17 protein-coding genes are annotated in these 17,112 nt (G+C 33.8%); 10 read left to right on the top strand and 7 right to left on the bottom strand.

Annotated elements, in window-relative coordinates; genetic code table 11:
- Window positions 1-100 precede the first annotated feature (100 nt).
- From AABB81_RS11340 to AABB81_RS11315, 6 genes are all read right to left on the bottom strand, one after another.
- Complete coding sequence (locus AABB81_RS11340; protein WP_342160639.1) at window positions 101-790, bottom strand: DUF6090 family protein; 690 nt, start codon at window positions 788-790, stop codon at window positions 101-103.
- Window positions 791-1,027: 237 nt separating this feature from the next.
- Window positions 1,028-1,711 (bottom strand): DUF6090 family protein, encoded by a 684-nt coding sequence (locus AABB81_RS11335; protein WP_342160638.1) that lies wholly within the window; start codon window positions 1,709-1,711, stop codon window positions 1,028-1,030.
- Between the two features lie 295 nt (window positions 1,712-2,006).
- On the bottom strand, window positions 2,007-2,708 hold the full coding sequence (locus AABB81_RS11330; protein WP_342160637.1) for a DUF6090 family protein: 702 nt from the start codon (window positions 2,706-2,708) through the stop codon (window positions 2,007-2,009).
- Window positions 2,709-2,896: 188 nt separating this feature from the next.
- On the bottom strand, window positions 2,897-3,577 hold the full coding sequence (locus AABB81_RS11325) for a DUF6090 family protein (protein ID WP_342160636.1): 681 nt from the start codon (window positions 3,575-3,577) through the stop codon (window positions 2,897-2,899).
- A gap of 277 nt (window positions 3,578-3,854) precedes the next feature.
- Window positions 3,855-4,556, bottom strand: coding sequence for a hypothetical protein (locus AABB81_RS11320; RefSeq protein WP_342160634.1), 702 nt, complete (start codon window positions 4,554-4,556; stop codon window positions 3,855-3,857).
- A gap of 544 nt (window positions 4,557-5,100) precedes the next feature.
- A complete protein-coding gene (locus AABB81_RS11315; protein WP_342160633.1) occupies window positions 5,101-5,826 on the bottom strand; it encodes a transporter in 726 nt (241 codons plus the stop codon).
- Window positions 5,827-6,444: 618 nt separating this feature from the next.
- On the opposite strand from AABB81_RS11315, the gene AABB81_RS11310 reads away from it, so the two are divergent.
- The 10 genes from AABB81_RS11310 (at window position 6,445) to AABB81_RS11265 (ending at window position 16,183) form a co-directional block, all read left to right on the top strand.
- Window positions 6,445-6,648, top strand: coding sequence for a DUF6090 family protein (locus AABB81_RS11310; protein WP_425287337.1), 204 nt, complete (start codon window positions 6,445-6,447; stop codon window positions 6,646-6,648).
- Window positions 6,649-6,792: 144 nt separating this feature from the next.
- Window positions 6,793-7,662 (top strand): cation diffusion facilitator family transporter, encoded by an 870-nt coding sequence (locus tag AABB81_RS11305; protein WP_342160631.1) that lies wholly within the window; start codon window positions 6,793-6,795, stop codon window positions 7,660-7,662.
- 301 nt (window positions 7,663-7,963) lie between these two features.
- On the top strand, window positions 7,964-8,674 hold the full coding sequence (locus AABB81_RS11300) for a DUF6090 family protein (RefSeq protein WP_342160630.1): 711 nt from the start codon (window positions 7,964-7,966) through the stop codon (window positions 8,672-8,674).
- Between the two features lie 186 nt (window positions 8,675-8,860).
- Window positions 8,861-9,610, top strand: a complete 750-nt coding sequence (locus tag AABB81_RS11295) for a DUF6090 family protein (protein ID WP_342160629.1) — start codon at window positions 8,861-8,863, stop codon at window positions 9,608-9,610.
- Window positions 9,611-9,798: 188 nt separating this feature from the next.
- Window positions 9,799-10,218, top strand: a complete 420-nt coding sequence (locus tag AABB81_RS11290; RefSeq protein ID WP_342160628.1) for a hypothetical protein — start codon at window positions 9,799-9,801, stop codon at window positions 10,216-10,218.
- A gap of 97 nt (window positions 10,219-10,315) precedes the next feature.
- Entirely contained in the window at window positions 10,316-11,734 is a 1,419-nt protein-coding gene (locus tag AABB81_RS11285; RefSeq protein WP_342160627.1) for a serine hydrolase domain-containing protein, read from the top strand.
- A 114-nt stretch (window positions 11,735-11,848) separates the two neighbouring features.
- Window positions 11,849-12,760: a sialate O-acetylesterase gene (locus AABB81_RS11280; protein WP_342160626.1), complete on the top strand. Its 912-nt coding sequence runs from the start codon at window positions 11,849-11,851 to the stop codon at window positions 12,758-12,760.
- A 69-nt stretch (window positions 12,761-12,829) separates the two neighbouring features.
- Window positions 12,830-13,951, top strand: a complete 1,122-nt coding sequence (locus AABB81_RS11275; RefSeq protein WP_342160625.1) for a hypothetical protein — start codon at window positions 12,830-12,832, stop codon at window positions 13,949-13,951.
- Window positions 13,952-14,007: 56 nt separating this feature from the next.
- Entirely contained in the window at window positions 14,008-14,916 is a 909-nt protein-coding gene (locus AABB81_RS11270) for an amidohydrolase family protein (protein WP_342160624.1), read from the top strand.
- A 226-nt stretch (window positions 14,917-15,142) separates the two neighbouring features.
- Entirely contained in the window at window positions 15,143-16,183 is a 1,041-nt protein-coding gene (locus AABB81_RS11265; protein WP_342160623.1) for an SDR family oxidoreductase, read from the top strand.
- Between the two features lie 292 nt (window positions 16,184-16,475).
- On the opposite strand, the gene AABB81_RS11260 is transcribed toward AABB81_RS11265, so the two are convergent.
- Complete coding sequence (locus tag AABB81_RS11260; RefSeq protein ID WP_342160622.1) at window positions 16,476-17,111, bottom strand: CPBP family intramembrane glutamic endopeptidase; 636 nt, start codon at window positions 17,109-17,111, stop codon at window positions 16,476-16,478.
- Between the last annotated feature and the right edge of the window lies 1 nt (window position 17,112).

Genomic DNA, 17,112 nt, shown 5'->3' with positions numbered 1-17,112 from the left:
ACTTGTTAGCAATTGCTTCGCAGTTTTTGTGGTCTGGCTTAGACCGTGAAAAAACTGAATGATTTCTTCCCTTTGATAGCCTTTGTTAACTAATTCCAAATTAATCATTAACTTCTTTGTCAACTATATCAATAATTCTCTCAACTTCAGTTTTTAAGTTCGATTGCATTCGTATATAATTATTGCATATGTCAATAGTAAAGTTGAGAACTTGCTTATATCCTGAATTTAAAATGAAATGGTCATAATTTTTTGGATGGGCTGAAGAACCAAATTTATAGGTAACAAATTCAGAAATAAACATAGGCTTTATGTAATCAAGATAGTGATTAACCATATATGTATTTTCGAATGTCTGGTATGCTTTAAATTGAACCGAATATAAATTAGATATTGAATTTCTTAAGGAGTCATTAGAAATTAAATCAATTCCACCCTGCTTGAGGGTTTCATAAGTAGTTTGGTTAATTGTGAATGAGATAAATGGATATAACATTGAAAAGTGATAATCTAGAGAATCATTATACGCTAAGTTGTTTTCAATATGAAAAATTATAATCTCGTTTGATTTTTTACATTCCCGAAGATTTATAATATTAACACTAATATCATTTAAGTTTTGATTTAAATCCTTTCGTAGTTCAGTTAGAGATTTTCTTTCTTTGCTCTTTAATTTCCTCTCCTCATTCCAGGTATTAATTTGAAGTGCAATAAGAATCCCAATCACCACAAGGGCTATCTCTCCAAAAGCATATCTCATATACTTCATTGGCTTATTATCATCTGCCATTTTTTTTCGGATTCGTCTAAAAAAATTTATCATAATTATTAGTATCAATGCCCGCGCGCCATCTGGCCCATGCGCTAAAAATGTCTACTTTGCCTCGCCTCATCTGGCTCATCATTCAAAAGCCAAATCGTTGGCTTTTTCATTCTGCCCTCTTGACGCTCTGTCCTCTAAAGTAGGGGATCAAGAGATTAGTATATTTGAACTCATTTTTTGTTAGGCTTCCGTTATTTTATTTCACTAACGAATTTCATTATCAATCAAATTTAATATTTCTTCTATTTCATTCTGCAACTCCCCATAAAGATAAATCTGATAGTTTGCTCCACTACGAATATCAAAAAAAGTGTTTTGCAATATAAGGTCATCAAACATTGCTAATCTATTTAGCTTGAACTTTGGATTATTAATATAGGATTGGTACTCTAACTCCTGTTTAGCTAAATCTTTTGTAATTTTTTCAACCAGAATATTCTCATCCTCTTTTGCATCATTTACCAAATTTGGCCAATTGGTAAGTTTATTTTTTAATGAATCATTAGTGATAATATTTAAATTGCCTGACAATAGAAGACTTGTTAGAGCGCCATCCGAAGGATTAAAAGTGGCATAACCTCCAAATCCGGTTCTAATACTATCTTTTGGAATTAAACTTAATTCAGATTGGGTCATCCTAAATAATTCAAATAGTTGGCTTATGTCACTAACCATTTTTTCAGTTTCGTCGATATTATCCTGCAACTGTGCTTTGTTTGATTTAAAATCCGATCTAAGCGTTTTTAAAACTTTCTGTTCTATAATTTTGTCTTTTCGAGCTTCATTCCAATTGTTAATCTGCAAAGCGATTAATATCCCAATAACCACCAATACGATCTCCCCAACAGCATATCTCATATACTGAATAGGCCTGTTATCGTCTGCCATTTTTTTACGAATTCGTCTAAAGAAGGGGATCATAGGTTGATTTGTTAATGTTTAAATATAGTTAATTTGACGATAGGTAAGTGTTCATTAAAGGGTGGTATCAGAAGTGGCAGGAGGTAGGCATCTATTAATAGGGCACTTACCTCTAATTACTCATGCCATGCTATTGGTTTAAGTATTCGTGATGTGCCTGCCTGCCGGACAGGCAGGCTACGCAGTTATTGTGGTCTTGATAGGACTATTCTGAATCCTGTTTCTAATGTTCATTGGCTTGATGAGTGGTTTGAGAGTTAGTCTATTTTTTTGGTTTAGATAGTTCAATGATTTCATCTATAGTCTTTGTCATATTTTCTAACTCTCCTTGACTATTTTCAAAGATATTTTTCAAATCAGAATATCTATCCAAAACATAATTGTCGAATTCAATACTTTCAAGAATAGTTAAGTCTACACGTGGGTCTGTTAACCATTTTTTATGGTCATCCCAATAAAAATGTTTCTTTTCAAATGATTTTAATTGATTGGCATAATTGTTATTCGCATTAATTTCTTCTTCCTGATAATCTATAACTATATCCTCCCAGCGGATTAATAACTGACGTAATTTATCATTTGAAATAAGATTAAATGTTGAGCTATTCATTAATGCATTGGTAACCCCTTTTGAAGGATTAAAGGTATATGTATAACCCATAAAATATAAATGAAAAGCTAAAGAATCTAAATTTACGTTTTCAATATCAATGGGCAATTCTGATCGTACATACTTTACCGATTGAAATGATCTTCTATTGATATGAAGCACAGTATCTAATTGTGTTTTGTTGGATATAAATTCTTTATGAAGTTCCTTTAAAATAAGCCTTTCTTTTTGTTGGTCAATACGGTTTTCATTCCAATTATTAATTTGTAAGGCTAAAAGTATTCCAATAACCACTAATACAATCTCCCCAACAGCATATCTCATATACTGAATAGGTCTGTTATCATCTGCCATTTTTTTACGGATTCGTCTAAAAAAATTTATCATAATTATTAGTATCAATGCCCGCTCGCCATCTGGCCCATGCGCTAAAAATGTCTACTTTGCCTCGCCTCATCTGGCTCATCATTCAAAAGCCAAATCGTTGGCTTTTTCATTCTGCCCTCTTGACGATCTGTCCTCTAAAGAAAGGGATTATGGGGTTATTGGTTTTTCAATTCTCTTTGAATCATTTTATAAATGTTTTCAAGTGATTCTTTCCATTCTTCATGCCATTTTACTTGATCTTCTCTGTAAGCCTTTGATGTTTTGAGGACACTGATATACTTTTTAGAATTTTTTAGCTCTTTGTAGTCAAAAGGTTTCATTTCGGTGCGCATGGCAACTTTTTCAAAATATTCCACTAAAATGGGAGACGCTGTGTAATAGAAAAAGTCCTCTTGTCTTTGTGCCAAAGTTTCCATCCAGCCTGCATCATAAATGCCCAAATTTTCTCTTAGGGTATCATTTGTTATAAGATTTCTTCCATAGATTTTAAGGCTTTCATATCCAGAATTATGAAAAGAAGGGCTGCACCATTGCAAAGATTTCGAGAAATGAACATCCAGCGAATCATTATAAGGCAAATTTTTCTTTATCACATTTAGAATAATATCGGCAGATTCAATGGCCATTTTATTGCATGTAAAAGACCTGTCAAGCCGGGCAAAATTTTCATCTATTGCAATCAAAATATCCGATAAAATATCATGTTCAAATTGTTTTGTTTTTCTAGCCTCATTCCAATTATTAATTTGAAGCGCAATCAGAATCCCAATGACAACCAGGACAATCTCACCGATAGCATATCTCATATACTTTAGAGGTTTGTTATCATCTGCCATTTTTTTACGAATTCGTCTAAAGAAGGGGATCATTAGTTTGGTTGTTGAAGTCTAAATATAGAGAAAAGGACGATAAGGTGAGCTGAATTAATGAAGATTAATTCTTTTTTTAATCAGTATACATCTATAAAACAAATTATTAGCTGTTCCTTTGCTGTTTATTTCTTGTTCCGGGGAAGACTTAAGCAATGGCATTGATGGTATTATGGGGTGAGTGGTTTAAAAAGAAAACCTTGAATGATATGTAATTTATGTCCTTTGCCTTTTGCGCAAACTTTTAGAATTTCCGGTTATTCAATTCTTTATTTATATCTCCAATTAAAGAATCTAATTTTTTGTCAATCCTCAAGCACTTTTCAACGCCTAATGACCTTGTCTTTACAATTAAAGACAAGATATTTAAGAATTTTTCATCCTTTTTAAGGCTTTCGAAGTCGTTGGGAACGGCCATATCCAAATTTGACAAATCTGATCTCATATTCTCAGCAAAAAAAGGCATCACCACGTCTTGATTTATATTCCACTCCCATTTATCCCAGTCATTAATTAAATTTGCAAAATCAGACTCGTATATTGCTGCAATTTTCTTTTTTAAATCATCGTTTTGTATGAAATCAACGCCTTTGGATTTTAAAGTTTCGTATGATGTAAAGGTTAAATAGGGTGAACTCCAGGTGGGGAATGAGCCAAAAATGGGATCTAATTCGGCCGTGTAAGGCAAATCCTTGGAAACATAGGTTGCGAGGTATTTAAGTTGAACTATTTGATTTTGGTTAATTTTATAGGTCTCATTAATATTTTTTTTAGATTCTATTAAATCTGATTTTATATCATTTAATAAATTTAATTCTACTTTCTTCTCTTGTCTTAACTCGTTCGCAATATTTAATTGCAACGCAATCAATATCCCAATTACTACAAGAACGATCTCTCCAACAGCATATCTCATATACTTAATGGGTTTATTATCATCTGCCATTTTTTTACGGATTCGTCTAAAAAAATTTATCATAATTATTATTATCAATGCCCGCGCGCCATCTGGCCCATGCGCTAAAAATATCTACTTTGCCTCGCCTCATCTGGCTCATCATTCAAAAGCCAAATCGTTGGCTTTTTCATTCTGCCCTCTTGACGCTCTGTCCTCTAAAGAAGGGGATCATTGGCTGGTTGTTGAACTCTAAATATAGGGAAAATGATGATATGTTGAGGTTAGCTAAAGGAAACTGGAATCGTCAGGTTAAGATATATTGCTGTAATACAATTTCTTGCGAAGGTGGAAAGAGTCCCATCCAGACCGCAACTTTTTAAAGTAAAAAATAGTTGTGTTGTTAACATTAAGGGTTATTAGATAGTTAGATCATGAAAAACTTCAGGGAAATCTGGCCTTTTTGTTTTTAGGGGTTTTCTAAGCTTATTGTATCTGAATAATGATAATATTCTCGTAGATCTTTAAAATTCTATAGGAAGTACAATTGGAATTCTTCTTTTAGAAGGTTTACCATTATATGATACATAATGATTCAAATAGAAATTTGATAAGTCAGAATTCCTCCATAAAAGATCATTTCATGATTTAATCCATTTGCCATTGATAGATCTATACAAAATGAATTACCCAAATTAAATCCGATTCCAGTATTTAAATTGTGGTGCATATTTAAATTGTTGTACGAACTTCCGAAAAATTCTATAAATGAATGAACTACTGAAGAAATTTCCCAGGATAAGTTTGTAATGTAATAGCCAGAATTCCCTTGAGCATCAGCCACCCAACCCAAATTATAATTTAAACTGAGTTGATTAGACAGCGTATTTGATAAATTTATGGCAACCAGAGATCCTAGCTTATTTGGCTGGTATTCATATACAGGTATAAGAGCTCTTATCATTAGGGCAGCTTCGGGCATAATACCTTTTTCCTTCCAAAGATTGATTGATACTCCAGCTTGAACATTATCAAGAAAAGTACGGGAACTCACCTTATCGTCATTTTCATACTTTGATTCCTTTAAATAGGGGGTGTTCAATTGTAATTCTGTTTTGTTATTCAAACCATATCGAATCAATATACTAGGGATTGTCCAAGAATTGATTTTATCGGCACCTTCTTTTTCAATCAGATACAAAGATTCCAACTCAAACTGTAATTTCCTTTTCTCAATTGCTTTTGATGACTCTATTGTTTGAGAATTTACTGAAACTGTATATAAGAAACAGATCGCTAAACAGATGTGTGATAATTGCATATGCAATAAATTACGAAACAATATTATTTATAATTAGTCTAAATAAAAATGACAAATGTCATGGATTCAATTTTTCAAGAAGGGATTGGTCAATTGAAATTTTTTCGATACCGTTTAGCTATGGAAGCTTCACGGAATAAAAAGTTTGATTATTGAGGTAAGAAAAGAGGTGAAGTGACCCTTCGCAAAGTTGGAACTATATAATAATAAGCTTTAACTATGGTAGTGAAGAGTCCCGCCCAGACAGCAACAATAAGTATTAAGTTTTAAGGACTAAGGACTAAGGACTAAGAAAAGACGAATTTCACTTCTCACTTCTCACTTAACCCCTTACTGAGGTTTTTTGTTTGGACCTGTTCTGGATTATTTGGAATCATTCTAGGAACATTATTATTTTTTATATAGATTTATCCTTGAACAAAATTGCCAGCAACCCACCATGGATTAATTTTAAATAATATTTTGCTGTTTTTTGCAAAAATAAGACGACTTTTTGACGTATTAATTGAATCAAAAATGAGTGGTAACAAGGGGTAAGACAAGGTGAGGGTAATTACAGATAAACACTATTTACACTTTACACACTAGTTAGCCTTCATTATGACCAATCTCTAGCCAATGATAAAATTCTTTAGAAAAATTCGACAAAAAACCTTAACTGAAAATAAATTCAGCAAGTATCTGCTTTACGCAATTGGCGAAATAATTCTTGTAGTAATTGGTATCTTAATTGCTCTACAAATCAATAATTACAATGAATTAAATAAACAAAGGGCCAAAAAAGTGGTTGAATTAATCAATAAAGAAATAACGAAAGGCTAATAACGTGTATAATTAATTGCTTTGGTCGTTGCTTATTTGGAAAATTCCTTCGGAATTTTCTCTGGCAAGTATTTGTTTACTAAATTAGTTGCTGCCCACGCAACTAATCATACACCAAACGTTGGGTGCAACCTAAAAATCCGAATGACTAACGAACAATCTGCAATACGAACAACATATTTTAGCATAATTGGAAACACCAGTTTAGCTTTGATTAAAGGGCTTGCAGGTTTCTTTGGTAATTCATATGCACTCATTGCGGATGCAATAGAATCAACAACTGATATTTTCTCTTCTCTACTTGTTCTATTTGGTTTAAAATACGCCAAACGACCAGCAGATGAAAATCATCCATACGGCCACGGAAAAATTGAACCACTAATTACGTTCTTGGTAGTTGCTTTTCTTGTAACATCGGCAACCATTATTGCCTACGAAAGCATTCAAAATATTCAAACACCTCATAAAGTTCCTAAACCCTGGACGTTAATTGTGCTTGGTTGTATCATTTTATGGAAAGAAATCTCCTTTAGAATAGTTCTTAAAAAAAGTAAAGAGACCAATAGCTCTTCACTTAAAGCAGATGCTTGGCACCATAGAAGTGATGCAATAACTTCTATTATGGCATTTATCGGAATTTCTATCGCTCTCATTTTTGGTAAAGGATATGAAACGGCTGATGATTGGGCAGCTTTATTCGCTTCTGCTTTTATTCTTTACAATAGCTATTTGATTTTCAGACCAGCTTTAGGAGAAATTATGGATGAACATCTGTATGACGACCTATTGGAAGAAATTCGAGAAGGATCAATAAAAGTCAAAGGTGTACTTGGAACAGAAAAATGTTTTATCCGAAAAGCTGGAACGAAATACCACGTGGATTTACACGCAATAGTTAACGGAGAAATTTCCGTTAAGGAAGGACACGATATTGCACATAATTTAAAGGACTATTTGCGAAATAAAATACCAAATTTAGGACACGTTTTGATACACATTGAACCAGATAAATAAAAAAGGCAGCACACAACAATGTATATGAAAAATAGGCGAAACAATAATAAAATAAAGTTTTTGGCTCGCATCTAACTCTGTGGTTTAACGAAAGTATGGTACTTACAAATCGCCTGCTTTTAATATTCTAAACGTTGTGCATCATTATAACCAACCATTAACCAATGATAAAATTATTTAGAGGGCCGAACGGAAAGCAAAGGTCTGCCAGACCTTTGATAGTGAGGAGCCAGGCGGTGTGTGGGCTGAAAAAACAAAAGGTATGATCAAGTTCTTTAGACACATTAGACAAAACCTGCTTATGGAAAATAAAACAGGCAAATATTTTAAATATGCTATTGGTGAAATACTATTGGTGGTGATTGGAATTCTTATTGCGCTTCAGATTAATAATTGGAATGAGGAGAATAAGAAAAAGGCTTTATTGATTACTAATATCAAATCAATTGCAAAAGATATTCAAGCCGATATTTTTGATATTCAAAAAGTTAATAAGTCTTTACATAATCAGATTGCGGCAGCAAAAAACATAATACCAATATTGGAATCTGAAAATAAATTCATTGATGATTCGCTGAAATTTATAATGGATTTTAATTCATTTACTACTACTCCAATTATTTCCGAAAGTTCAAATACTTGGAGTTTTCTTAATTCCTCTGGAGTTGTATCTGAATTTCCTGATTCTAAGCTTTTAAAATTACTTCAAGATTATTATAAAAATTATAATGATGTAGTAACTAATTTCACAAATTCAGGAAACCCTGCTAGGCTAGAGCTTCGAAAGCTAAAATATGAACTCTTTAGTGACACAGAACACCGCAAATTTTTTCCGACTAACTCACCGAATGCTCCTGGTTCAGAAGTGTATAATTCCATTTTTGAGGACAGCCGAATTTTACCATTATGCAGATTTATTGGAAGCACAGCTTATTATTTTGAAGGCAAATTTACTTCTGTCCAAAGTAAAGCAGAAATAATTCTGGAGTATATAGATGTAAAATACAATTAATGGAATATAGATATTACAAACATAAGATGTGTATAAAAAAACAGGCTAAGTATCATTAAAATAAAGCATTATGACTCTTATAAAACGTTGTCCTTAACCGAAAGTTTAGTGCTACGAAATCGCCTGCTTTTCATATACTAACCGTTAGGCACAATAAAAAATCAAATATGACTAAAAACAAAAGGTATGATCAAGTTCTTTAGACACATCAGACAAAACTTACTCGCGGAAGGTAAAACTGGGAAGCCTGCCTTGCCGGCAGGCAGGTATTTTAAATACGCAATTGGAGAAATAGTACTTGTTGTTATTGGAATTTTGATTGCATTACAAATTAATAATTGGAACGAAAGCCGAAAACAAAAACAAAATCTTAAAGTAGTTTATAATATAATCATTAATGATTTAGAAAAAGATTATATAGAGATTGATTCCATCTTGTTCAATCTTAAAAAAAGAGAAGGTGTTTTGGATAAGGTAATATCGAAAACCCTTACTAAGGAATATCTTTTAACTCATCCAGCTGCTACTAATATGATGACTGGTTATCCAGATTTTTCAATACAAACCCGCGGATATGAATTGCTGAAAAACATCATCTTAACAGAAAATAATCTAACAAACGATTTAGATTCAGAAATATCAAATTTTTACAAGACCAACCTTTTGGAAATTAAACTAGATCAAGATTTCCTTTCAGAGGAATTAAAAGAGAACTATACCCATTGGAAATCTACTTACTCATGGTGGCCAGACTATGTCGATGACGTTATAACTGAAGATTTTGTGGACTACGCTATCAGCTCTCAAGATTTCAGAAATAGAGTAGCGACATTTCGTATGACACTATTTCGATTATATGCCCCAAAATTAAAAGAGTTTCAAAATGAATCCAAAATACTGATCGATAAAATCAATCTAGAATTAAATCAAAAATAACGAAAGCACAACAAAGAACTGAGTTAAAATCCAAAGGAAATTAACTTAAATTCGATACATAAGTTTCATCATAAGGCAATCCAGATTTAGCTACAGCAAAAGCCAGCTTTTATTTATTAAATTAGTTGCTTAAACACGCAACGCATTATACACAAAACCGTTGTACATAATTAAAAAAATAAATAATAATGAAATTGAATAAAGGACTTATTAAAAAGGGGATGTACTTATCGGGGATAATGAACATCGGTGGCGTATTAATCTTTTCTAAATTTTTCAGCAATAAGGTTATTAATGAAGCTGACCCTGTTGTTATGTCTAATTTTGGATTGCTCATGCTAACTGTATGGGGTTTGGTATTTATAGCAATGGCTCCTAAATGGGAAAAGCTTAAATGGGTTATTGGAGCATTTGTTATTGAAAAATTCATTTACGGTTTTGTCTGGACTAAGTGGTTGTTGGATAATGACCTTTCAAGTGTCTATGAACAAGATACCATGGCTGGAATTTTCTATACCATTTATGGGCCCAATGATTGGTTCTTCTTTTTGTTTTACTTAGGTGTGTTTATTTACTTAAACAAGGCACAGAAAAAAGTTAATCAATAGTTTAAAACTATGTACAACAATCGATATGACGATCATGCTTCCTGTTCAGTCAGCACGCCCCATATCGGGGACGTTGTGCAACATTAGAGAGAAAAAAATGAAATATATCTACTGCGTTTTACTGATCTTGATTTCTAATAATCTTGTTGGACAAGTAATAACAGAAGAATTAGAAAGTGAGATTAAAAGGCGAGTAGAACTTGAAATAAACCCGAGCTTTTCTATTGGTATTTTATTGCCTGATGGAACTACCGAGTTTTATGGGTACGGTTACTTTGATAATAATAAAAAGCAACCTGATAGTTTAACCCTTTACGAAATTGGTTCTGTTACAAAGACTTTCACAGCCAACCTTGCAAGTATCTACCTGAAAGACTCTTTGAAAAAACCTTTATCTGCCTTTTTTATTGACATCGAAAATCCAAAATTAGATAGTATTACACCTTATGACTTGCTAAATCATATTGCTGGCGTTCCTCGATTATCCAATCAGTTTTCCCCTCATAATTGGTTAAACCCTTTTAATGGCTATTCCAATGAAATTTTAAAAGAAGAATTGCAGGATTTAAATCCGGATACTTCCAACTTTTGGAGCTATTCTAATTTTGGCTATTCAATACTTGGTCGAACCATTGAAAAAGTTTCAGGAAAAACTTATGATAATTTAATGGGTGGACTTTTGCATGATATAGGGATGGACAACACGTTACTTTCAGTACCAACTGAAGAAAACCAGAAGATTGCACAACCCACTAATATTGGTACTTCAAATAGTAATTGGGATTTTACTGGCCCTAGCAGGTATGCTGGTGGTTTAGTTAGTAATACTAGAGACCTTTTAAGCTATTTAATGTACCAAAAGCAAAATAACCCACTATTTATTTCAGATTCCTTACAAAAACCCTTTCAAACAAGAGTACCTGACCTAGGAAAGGATAAGCTTTTTTATCAGGAAGGATGGTTTGTACTAAAACCAGATAGCACAACTAAAATTTTATTGCATAATGGTGGCACAGGCGGTTTTATATCATTTGTTGGTTACAATAGAAATACAGAGCTTGGAGTTGTAGTGCTTTCTAACTCGGTGAATGTGGTTGATGATCTTGGAATTAATATCCTTTATCCTACTTTCAAACTAAATCGTCCTGAACGTACAATTGCATATGAATTAGCAGACGATATAGATGCAGGAAATAAAGATAGTATTGTCAGTATATTTGATAATTTAAAAAGCAAGAATTATCCTAACAATATAATTGACATATACTGGTTAGAGCGTTATCATTTTGGAAAAGGTAACTATTCAATTAGCACACAGCTAAGTGATATTATGGTACAAGAATTACCGGAAGATTGGGAAGTATACGATTTAAAGGGGCAAAACCTTGAGCAGTTGAAAGATTATAAAAATGCTATTTTGGCTTACAAAAAGGCATTAAAACTGAACCCAGAGATGGAAATTTTAAATGATAAAATAAAACGTTGCACAACACTGTATAAGCATAACGCAGAATAAATTGCTTAAATTGAACGAACAGAGTATTAACAAACATGGGGCTTAGAGCGGAAGTGAAGTATTTCAAATTCCGCACTGCGCTTATACTTGAACGTTATAACCAATTAAAAAATCATGAACCGAACAGCATTAACATTTATCGCATTACTTTTTCCGTTGATCGGAATTTGTCAGCAAACCGAAAGGGATTCAATTAGAGTTTTCTATTTAGGAGGTCAATCAAACATGGATGGGTTCGGCAAGAATGCTGAATTGCCAGATTCAATAACCTCTAATCTCAACAATGTATGGATTTTTCATGGTAACCCTGCCCCTGATGGAGATGAAACTGGTGGATTGGGCATATGGACTAAACTGCTTCCTGGTCATGGTTGGGAATTCTCGTCCGACGGGAAAGAAAAAAAACTGTCAGACTTTTTTGGAGTGGAACTTTCTTTTGCAAAAAAACTCCAAGAATACTATCCAAATGAGAAAATTGCCATAATAAAATATTCAAGAGGTGGTACTTCTATAGACAGCTTAGCAGCAGGAAGATATGGTTCATGGGAACCAGATTTTAAAGGTAAAAACGGAATCAATCAATACGATCACTTTTTGAGAACTGTTGATATGGCAATGGATGTCAACGACATTGATAATAATGGAGTTGAGGATTATTTTATTCCATCCGGCATAATTTGGATGCAAGGTGAAAGTGATGCTTTAAGGGAGGAGATTGCTTTTCGATACTACGGGAATTTAAAACGTTTAATGGATCTTGTGCGTGCCGCACTGCATAAAGATGATCTTCCAATAGTTATTGGTAAAATATCAGACTCGGGGAATAATAAGACAGGAAAGATGTACAAATATGGTGAACTTGTTCAGTATGCTCAAGAAAAATTTGCACGTAAAGAACAAAACGTCACGATTGTGAGGAGTACGCAACAATATAATTACTACGATGCTTGGCACTACGACAGCAATGGTTACATAGATTTAGGAGAAAAATTTGCAGATGCAATTTATTTACTGAACAAAAAATAAACTGACTACAACATTGTATATAAGCCATTAAAACGGCTCATATACTGACGTTAGGTAAAATAGAACTCAATGAAAATAAAACTTTTAATAATAGCTGGCGTTTGCATTCTCACAACAGCATGCCAGAATCAAAAAAATGATTCTCAGACAAGTATTGAAAGTAGTAAATCAGAGAATCATTTTGATTTACCTGATAGTTTGTCGACCCGAAGAATTTCTTTCGTTTTAAACCTGAAAAAATCTGTTGCTGAAAATACCTGGTCAGACTTTGGCGCTAAAAACAATGAAGGAACTCTAATTTACTTCAATGAAGACCGGGCCGAAGTATTCTTTCCGGATTCATCTGTGATTAATAAATTGCACAACTCCAAAAAATACAGTGATAATTATTGGCTGTCAGGAAGAACTGACAGCATTCCTTATCACATGGAAGTAATGATCAGTTTCAACGAAAAGGATTCTTCAGAGCTCTTCTTTAAAAATCCTGTAGAACAATATTCTTCTGTGGAAGAAATTGGTAAATACATTCCTTCTGTAGAAAGCACAGAAATGTGGTCTACCATGGTTATTCACGAAATGTTTCATCATTATCAATACAACAATAAGAATTACAGAAAATACGCTAATTCTGTAATTGGAATTTTGCCTTTTGACTCCAGAAACTTGGTAGCCCTGTGTCAGGAAGACGAGCAATTCTTAACCCTGATTCAAAATGAAAACAAAATTCTAATGAAAGCCATTTCAGAGGGGAATAAAGATAATCGCGACTCTTTAATTACATCATTCCTGGGACAGAGAGAAAAGCGGATTACTAAATACGGTTCAGAACATCCACATCTTGAACAGGTAGAAAACTATTATGTCATCCAGGAAGGATCGGCTAGATACATTGAGTATCGCAGTATGTTTATCCTTAAAAGCTACTTCAACAATACTGATGCTCCAACGATCCTAAACGATCCAAAGTTTAAATCTTTTTCGGAATTTGAAGAAATTGATTTGGAAAATAGCGCTTTTAATTACTTAGTCTATGCGGGTCCAACCGACTATCATTACACTATTGGTTTTAATATAATGCGCCTTTTAGATGAACTGAAAATTGAGTATAAAGAAGATCTACTCAATAATCCAGAAAAAGGATTACACCAATATTTAGAGGACTATATAAATACTTTGCCTGACAATAGCTAAACAGCATAAAAAAGGAGTTTAGCTAAACCGTTAGGCACAATTAAAAACAACATTTTATGAATAAAACTATTCTTGTCATACTTGCTTTCTTAGTACAGTTGTCACTTGCATTCTCTCAGACTAAAATTATTGACATGCACATTCATTCCTATTCAGAAGCTGACTTTGGTGAACGTGAACCAACAAGCGATCACTATGGAAAGAAAGGTGCTGCAAATTCAGAAGTACATCGAGTTGAGACTTTCGCAGCTTTTAAAAAATGGAACATTGTGAAAGCTATGGTAAGTGGTAATCCTCAAAGTGTGGAAGAATGGGCTGCAAAGGACATCAATAATCGAGTAATCAGGGGTATATTGATTTTTTCTCCTGATGATTATGGATTGGACAGTCTTAAGTTTGAGCAAATGGTAATAGACAAGAAAATTGAAGTATTTGGAGAAATTGGGGCGTATTATAGTGGTACAACACTAAGCGATTCTATCTGGCAGCCCTATTTACGCATTTGTGAAAAATATGATATTCCTGTTGCAGTGCATACAGGTGGAGGCGATCCGGGAGGAACTTATTCATGGTCTCCTAAAGCAAGGCTGAAAATGGGTGACCCCTATTTGGTTGAAGATGTTTTGGTAAAATATCCGAAACTGAGGATTTATTTGATGCATAACGGTGGAGAAGAGTGGCACGAACATGCTTTGCGACTCATGGCCTATTATCCCCAATTATATACTGATGTAGCTGTTATGCTATGGATTGAGCCCAATACTCAGCGAACCGTTATCGAATTTCTGAAGAACGCAAAACATGCAGGTTATTTAGACAGGGTGATGTTTGGGTCTGACCAAATGGTTTGGCCATATGCTATTGAAAAATCAATTAATTTTCTTAATAGTCTGGATTTCATTACTGAAAAAGAAAAAGAAGGTATTTTCTACGACAATGCAGCAAGATTTTTAAAATTGAAATAACTGTGCCTAACAACGAACTGAGTTAAAATCCAAAGGAAATTAGCTTAAATTCGACACATAGTTTTCATCACAAGGAAGATTAACGTAAGAACAAACAAATGAAATAAAATCAACATTAGGGGAGAGCTGCTGCTCATACCCAAACGTTGGTGGCAAGCCTACAAACCTAAAAATAAAGGTTGAACAACACTTTGTTGTAAAATAATGGACAGTAAAAGAATACAAAATGATGAATAATAATTCTGACAAATTGATACTTGTAACTGGCGGCACAGGCTTTCTCGGTATGCATTGCATAATACAACTATTAAATAAAAGTTTTAAGGTGAGAACTTCAATACGTTCACTTAAAAAAGAAAATGAGGTCATTACAATGCTTAAAAACAGTGGTAAAGTAGAACACATTGAAAATCTTTCCTTTGTTGAAGCAGACTTATCTCAAGATTATAATTGGGATAAAGCAACCGAAAACTGCGATTATATCTTGCATGTAGCCTCTCCTGTTCCATTAAACATGCCGAAAAATGAAAATGAGGTAATAAGCCCTGCAGTGGAAGGAACACTTCGAGTATTAAAAGCAGCAAAAAGCGCAGGGGTTAAACGTGTAGTACTGACCTCCTCATTTGCTGCAGTAGGATACAGTCATAAGGATGCCAACACACTCATAACAGAAGAAAACTGGACTGACCCCAATGATAAAAATCTATCAGCCTATATAAAATCCAAAACACTAGCAGAAATGGCTGCTTGGGATTTCGTAAAAAGTAAAGGTAATGGATTAGAATTAACAACAATATGCCCTGGTCTCATTTTAGGTCCTGTTCTTAGCCCCAGTTTGCCAAGTAGTGTTCGAGCTATAAAACAGTTGTTAGACGGCACAATAAAAGCAACTCCTAAAATCAGCTTCAGCATTATTGATGTTAGAGATGTTGCAGACCTACACGTGCGTGCCATGGAGAGTTTAGAAGCAAATGGACAGCGATTTTTAGCGTCAAATGATGTCCCACTCGAATTTCACGATGTCGCAATGATGATAAAACATAAATTTGGTGAAGAAGCTAGTTATGTAACTACTAAAGTACTACCCAATTGGGTAGTACGAATTGCGGCACTTTTTAAACCTGAGGCAAAAGATATAGTGCCGCAATTAAATAGAGTTAAGAATTCAAATAATGAAAAAGCAAAAACGCTATTAGGTTGGCCACCTAGAAGTAGTGAAGAAGCGATTTTTGCATCTGTTGAGAGTATACTTAGATTTGGTAAATAAAAACTAAAATTTAAAAATGTATAAAATAGGGTTTGCACATTCAGCAATAACATAAGTAAATGCCAGCCGCCAACAATGTATAAAAAGAATAGCCGGTTTGATAGTAAATTCAAAGGTTGAACCCATATAAACTTTCTTGTAGCTTGAAAATTAAAATGCCCGCAAACGGCTACTATTCTTATACTAAACGTTGTACGTAAGTTGAAGATTCAAATTACACTTGAATTAAAATTACAGCATATAAATCCCGGTAGTTCCAGAAGGAATTACAACATGAAATATTCTATTAAATTCACCACACCCACCAAGGGGCAGAAGATTGCTCCATATATAACCAAAAGTCAAAAAAACAATGTGCCAAAATCGCAGGCCACAAAGATCCTGTAACATGACGGGAATAGCCCAAAACCAGGCCCGCCAAAAATGTATATCCAAATAATTCCAATGCGCTGTTGTTAAGGTGCTGTAATGGGAAAACAAATAACAGCGCTTTGTAGCCAGCGTGGGAAACTGACGCCAGCACTATGGCTCCTCTTTGGTTCCATTGCTGCGCTCCTCCTTGTACAAATCCCCTGAAGACCACTTCCTCAATAAAACCGATTAGGACAGCCACTATTACAAATGCACCTATTTTTGATGGTATTGCCGGCAAGCCATCTTCTATTCGTGAATAAATGGCAAGCATAAAGGATAAAATAATTGTAATCAAAATCCAGTTAAATGACTTCTTAAAACGCCATAAAAAGGGAGAAAAAACGGATCCTGGGATGTCTCTATAAATAGAATGCATCCAGAAACCTGCCATTACCAAAGCAAATAAAGCAATTGTTTTTATGGGAAAATCAAAATTGATAAACAAAGAAAAAAACCATAAAGCACCAGTAAGAGCAAGCGATTTAAATGGGATTCTTTTAGATTTTTCAATCATT

This window comes from Lutimonas vermicola (genome assembly GCF_038433205.1).
GTDB lineage: Bacteria > Bacteroidota > Bacteroidia > Flavobacteriales > Flavobacteriaceae > Lutimonas > Lutimonas vermicola.
Note: the sequence above shows the minus strand (reverse complement) of the source record. Positions and strands in the feature narration are given on the sequence as shown.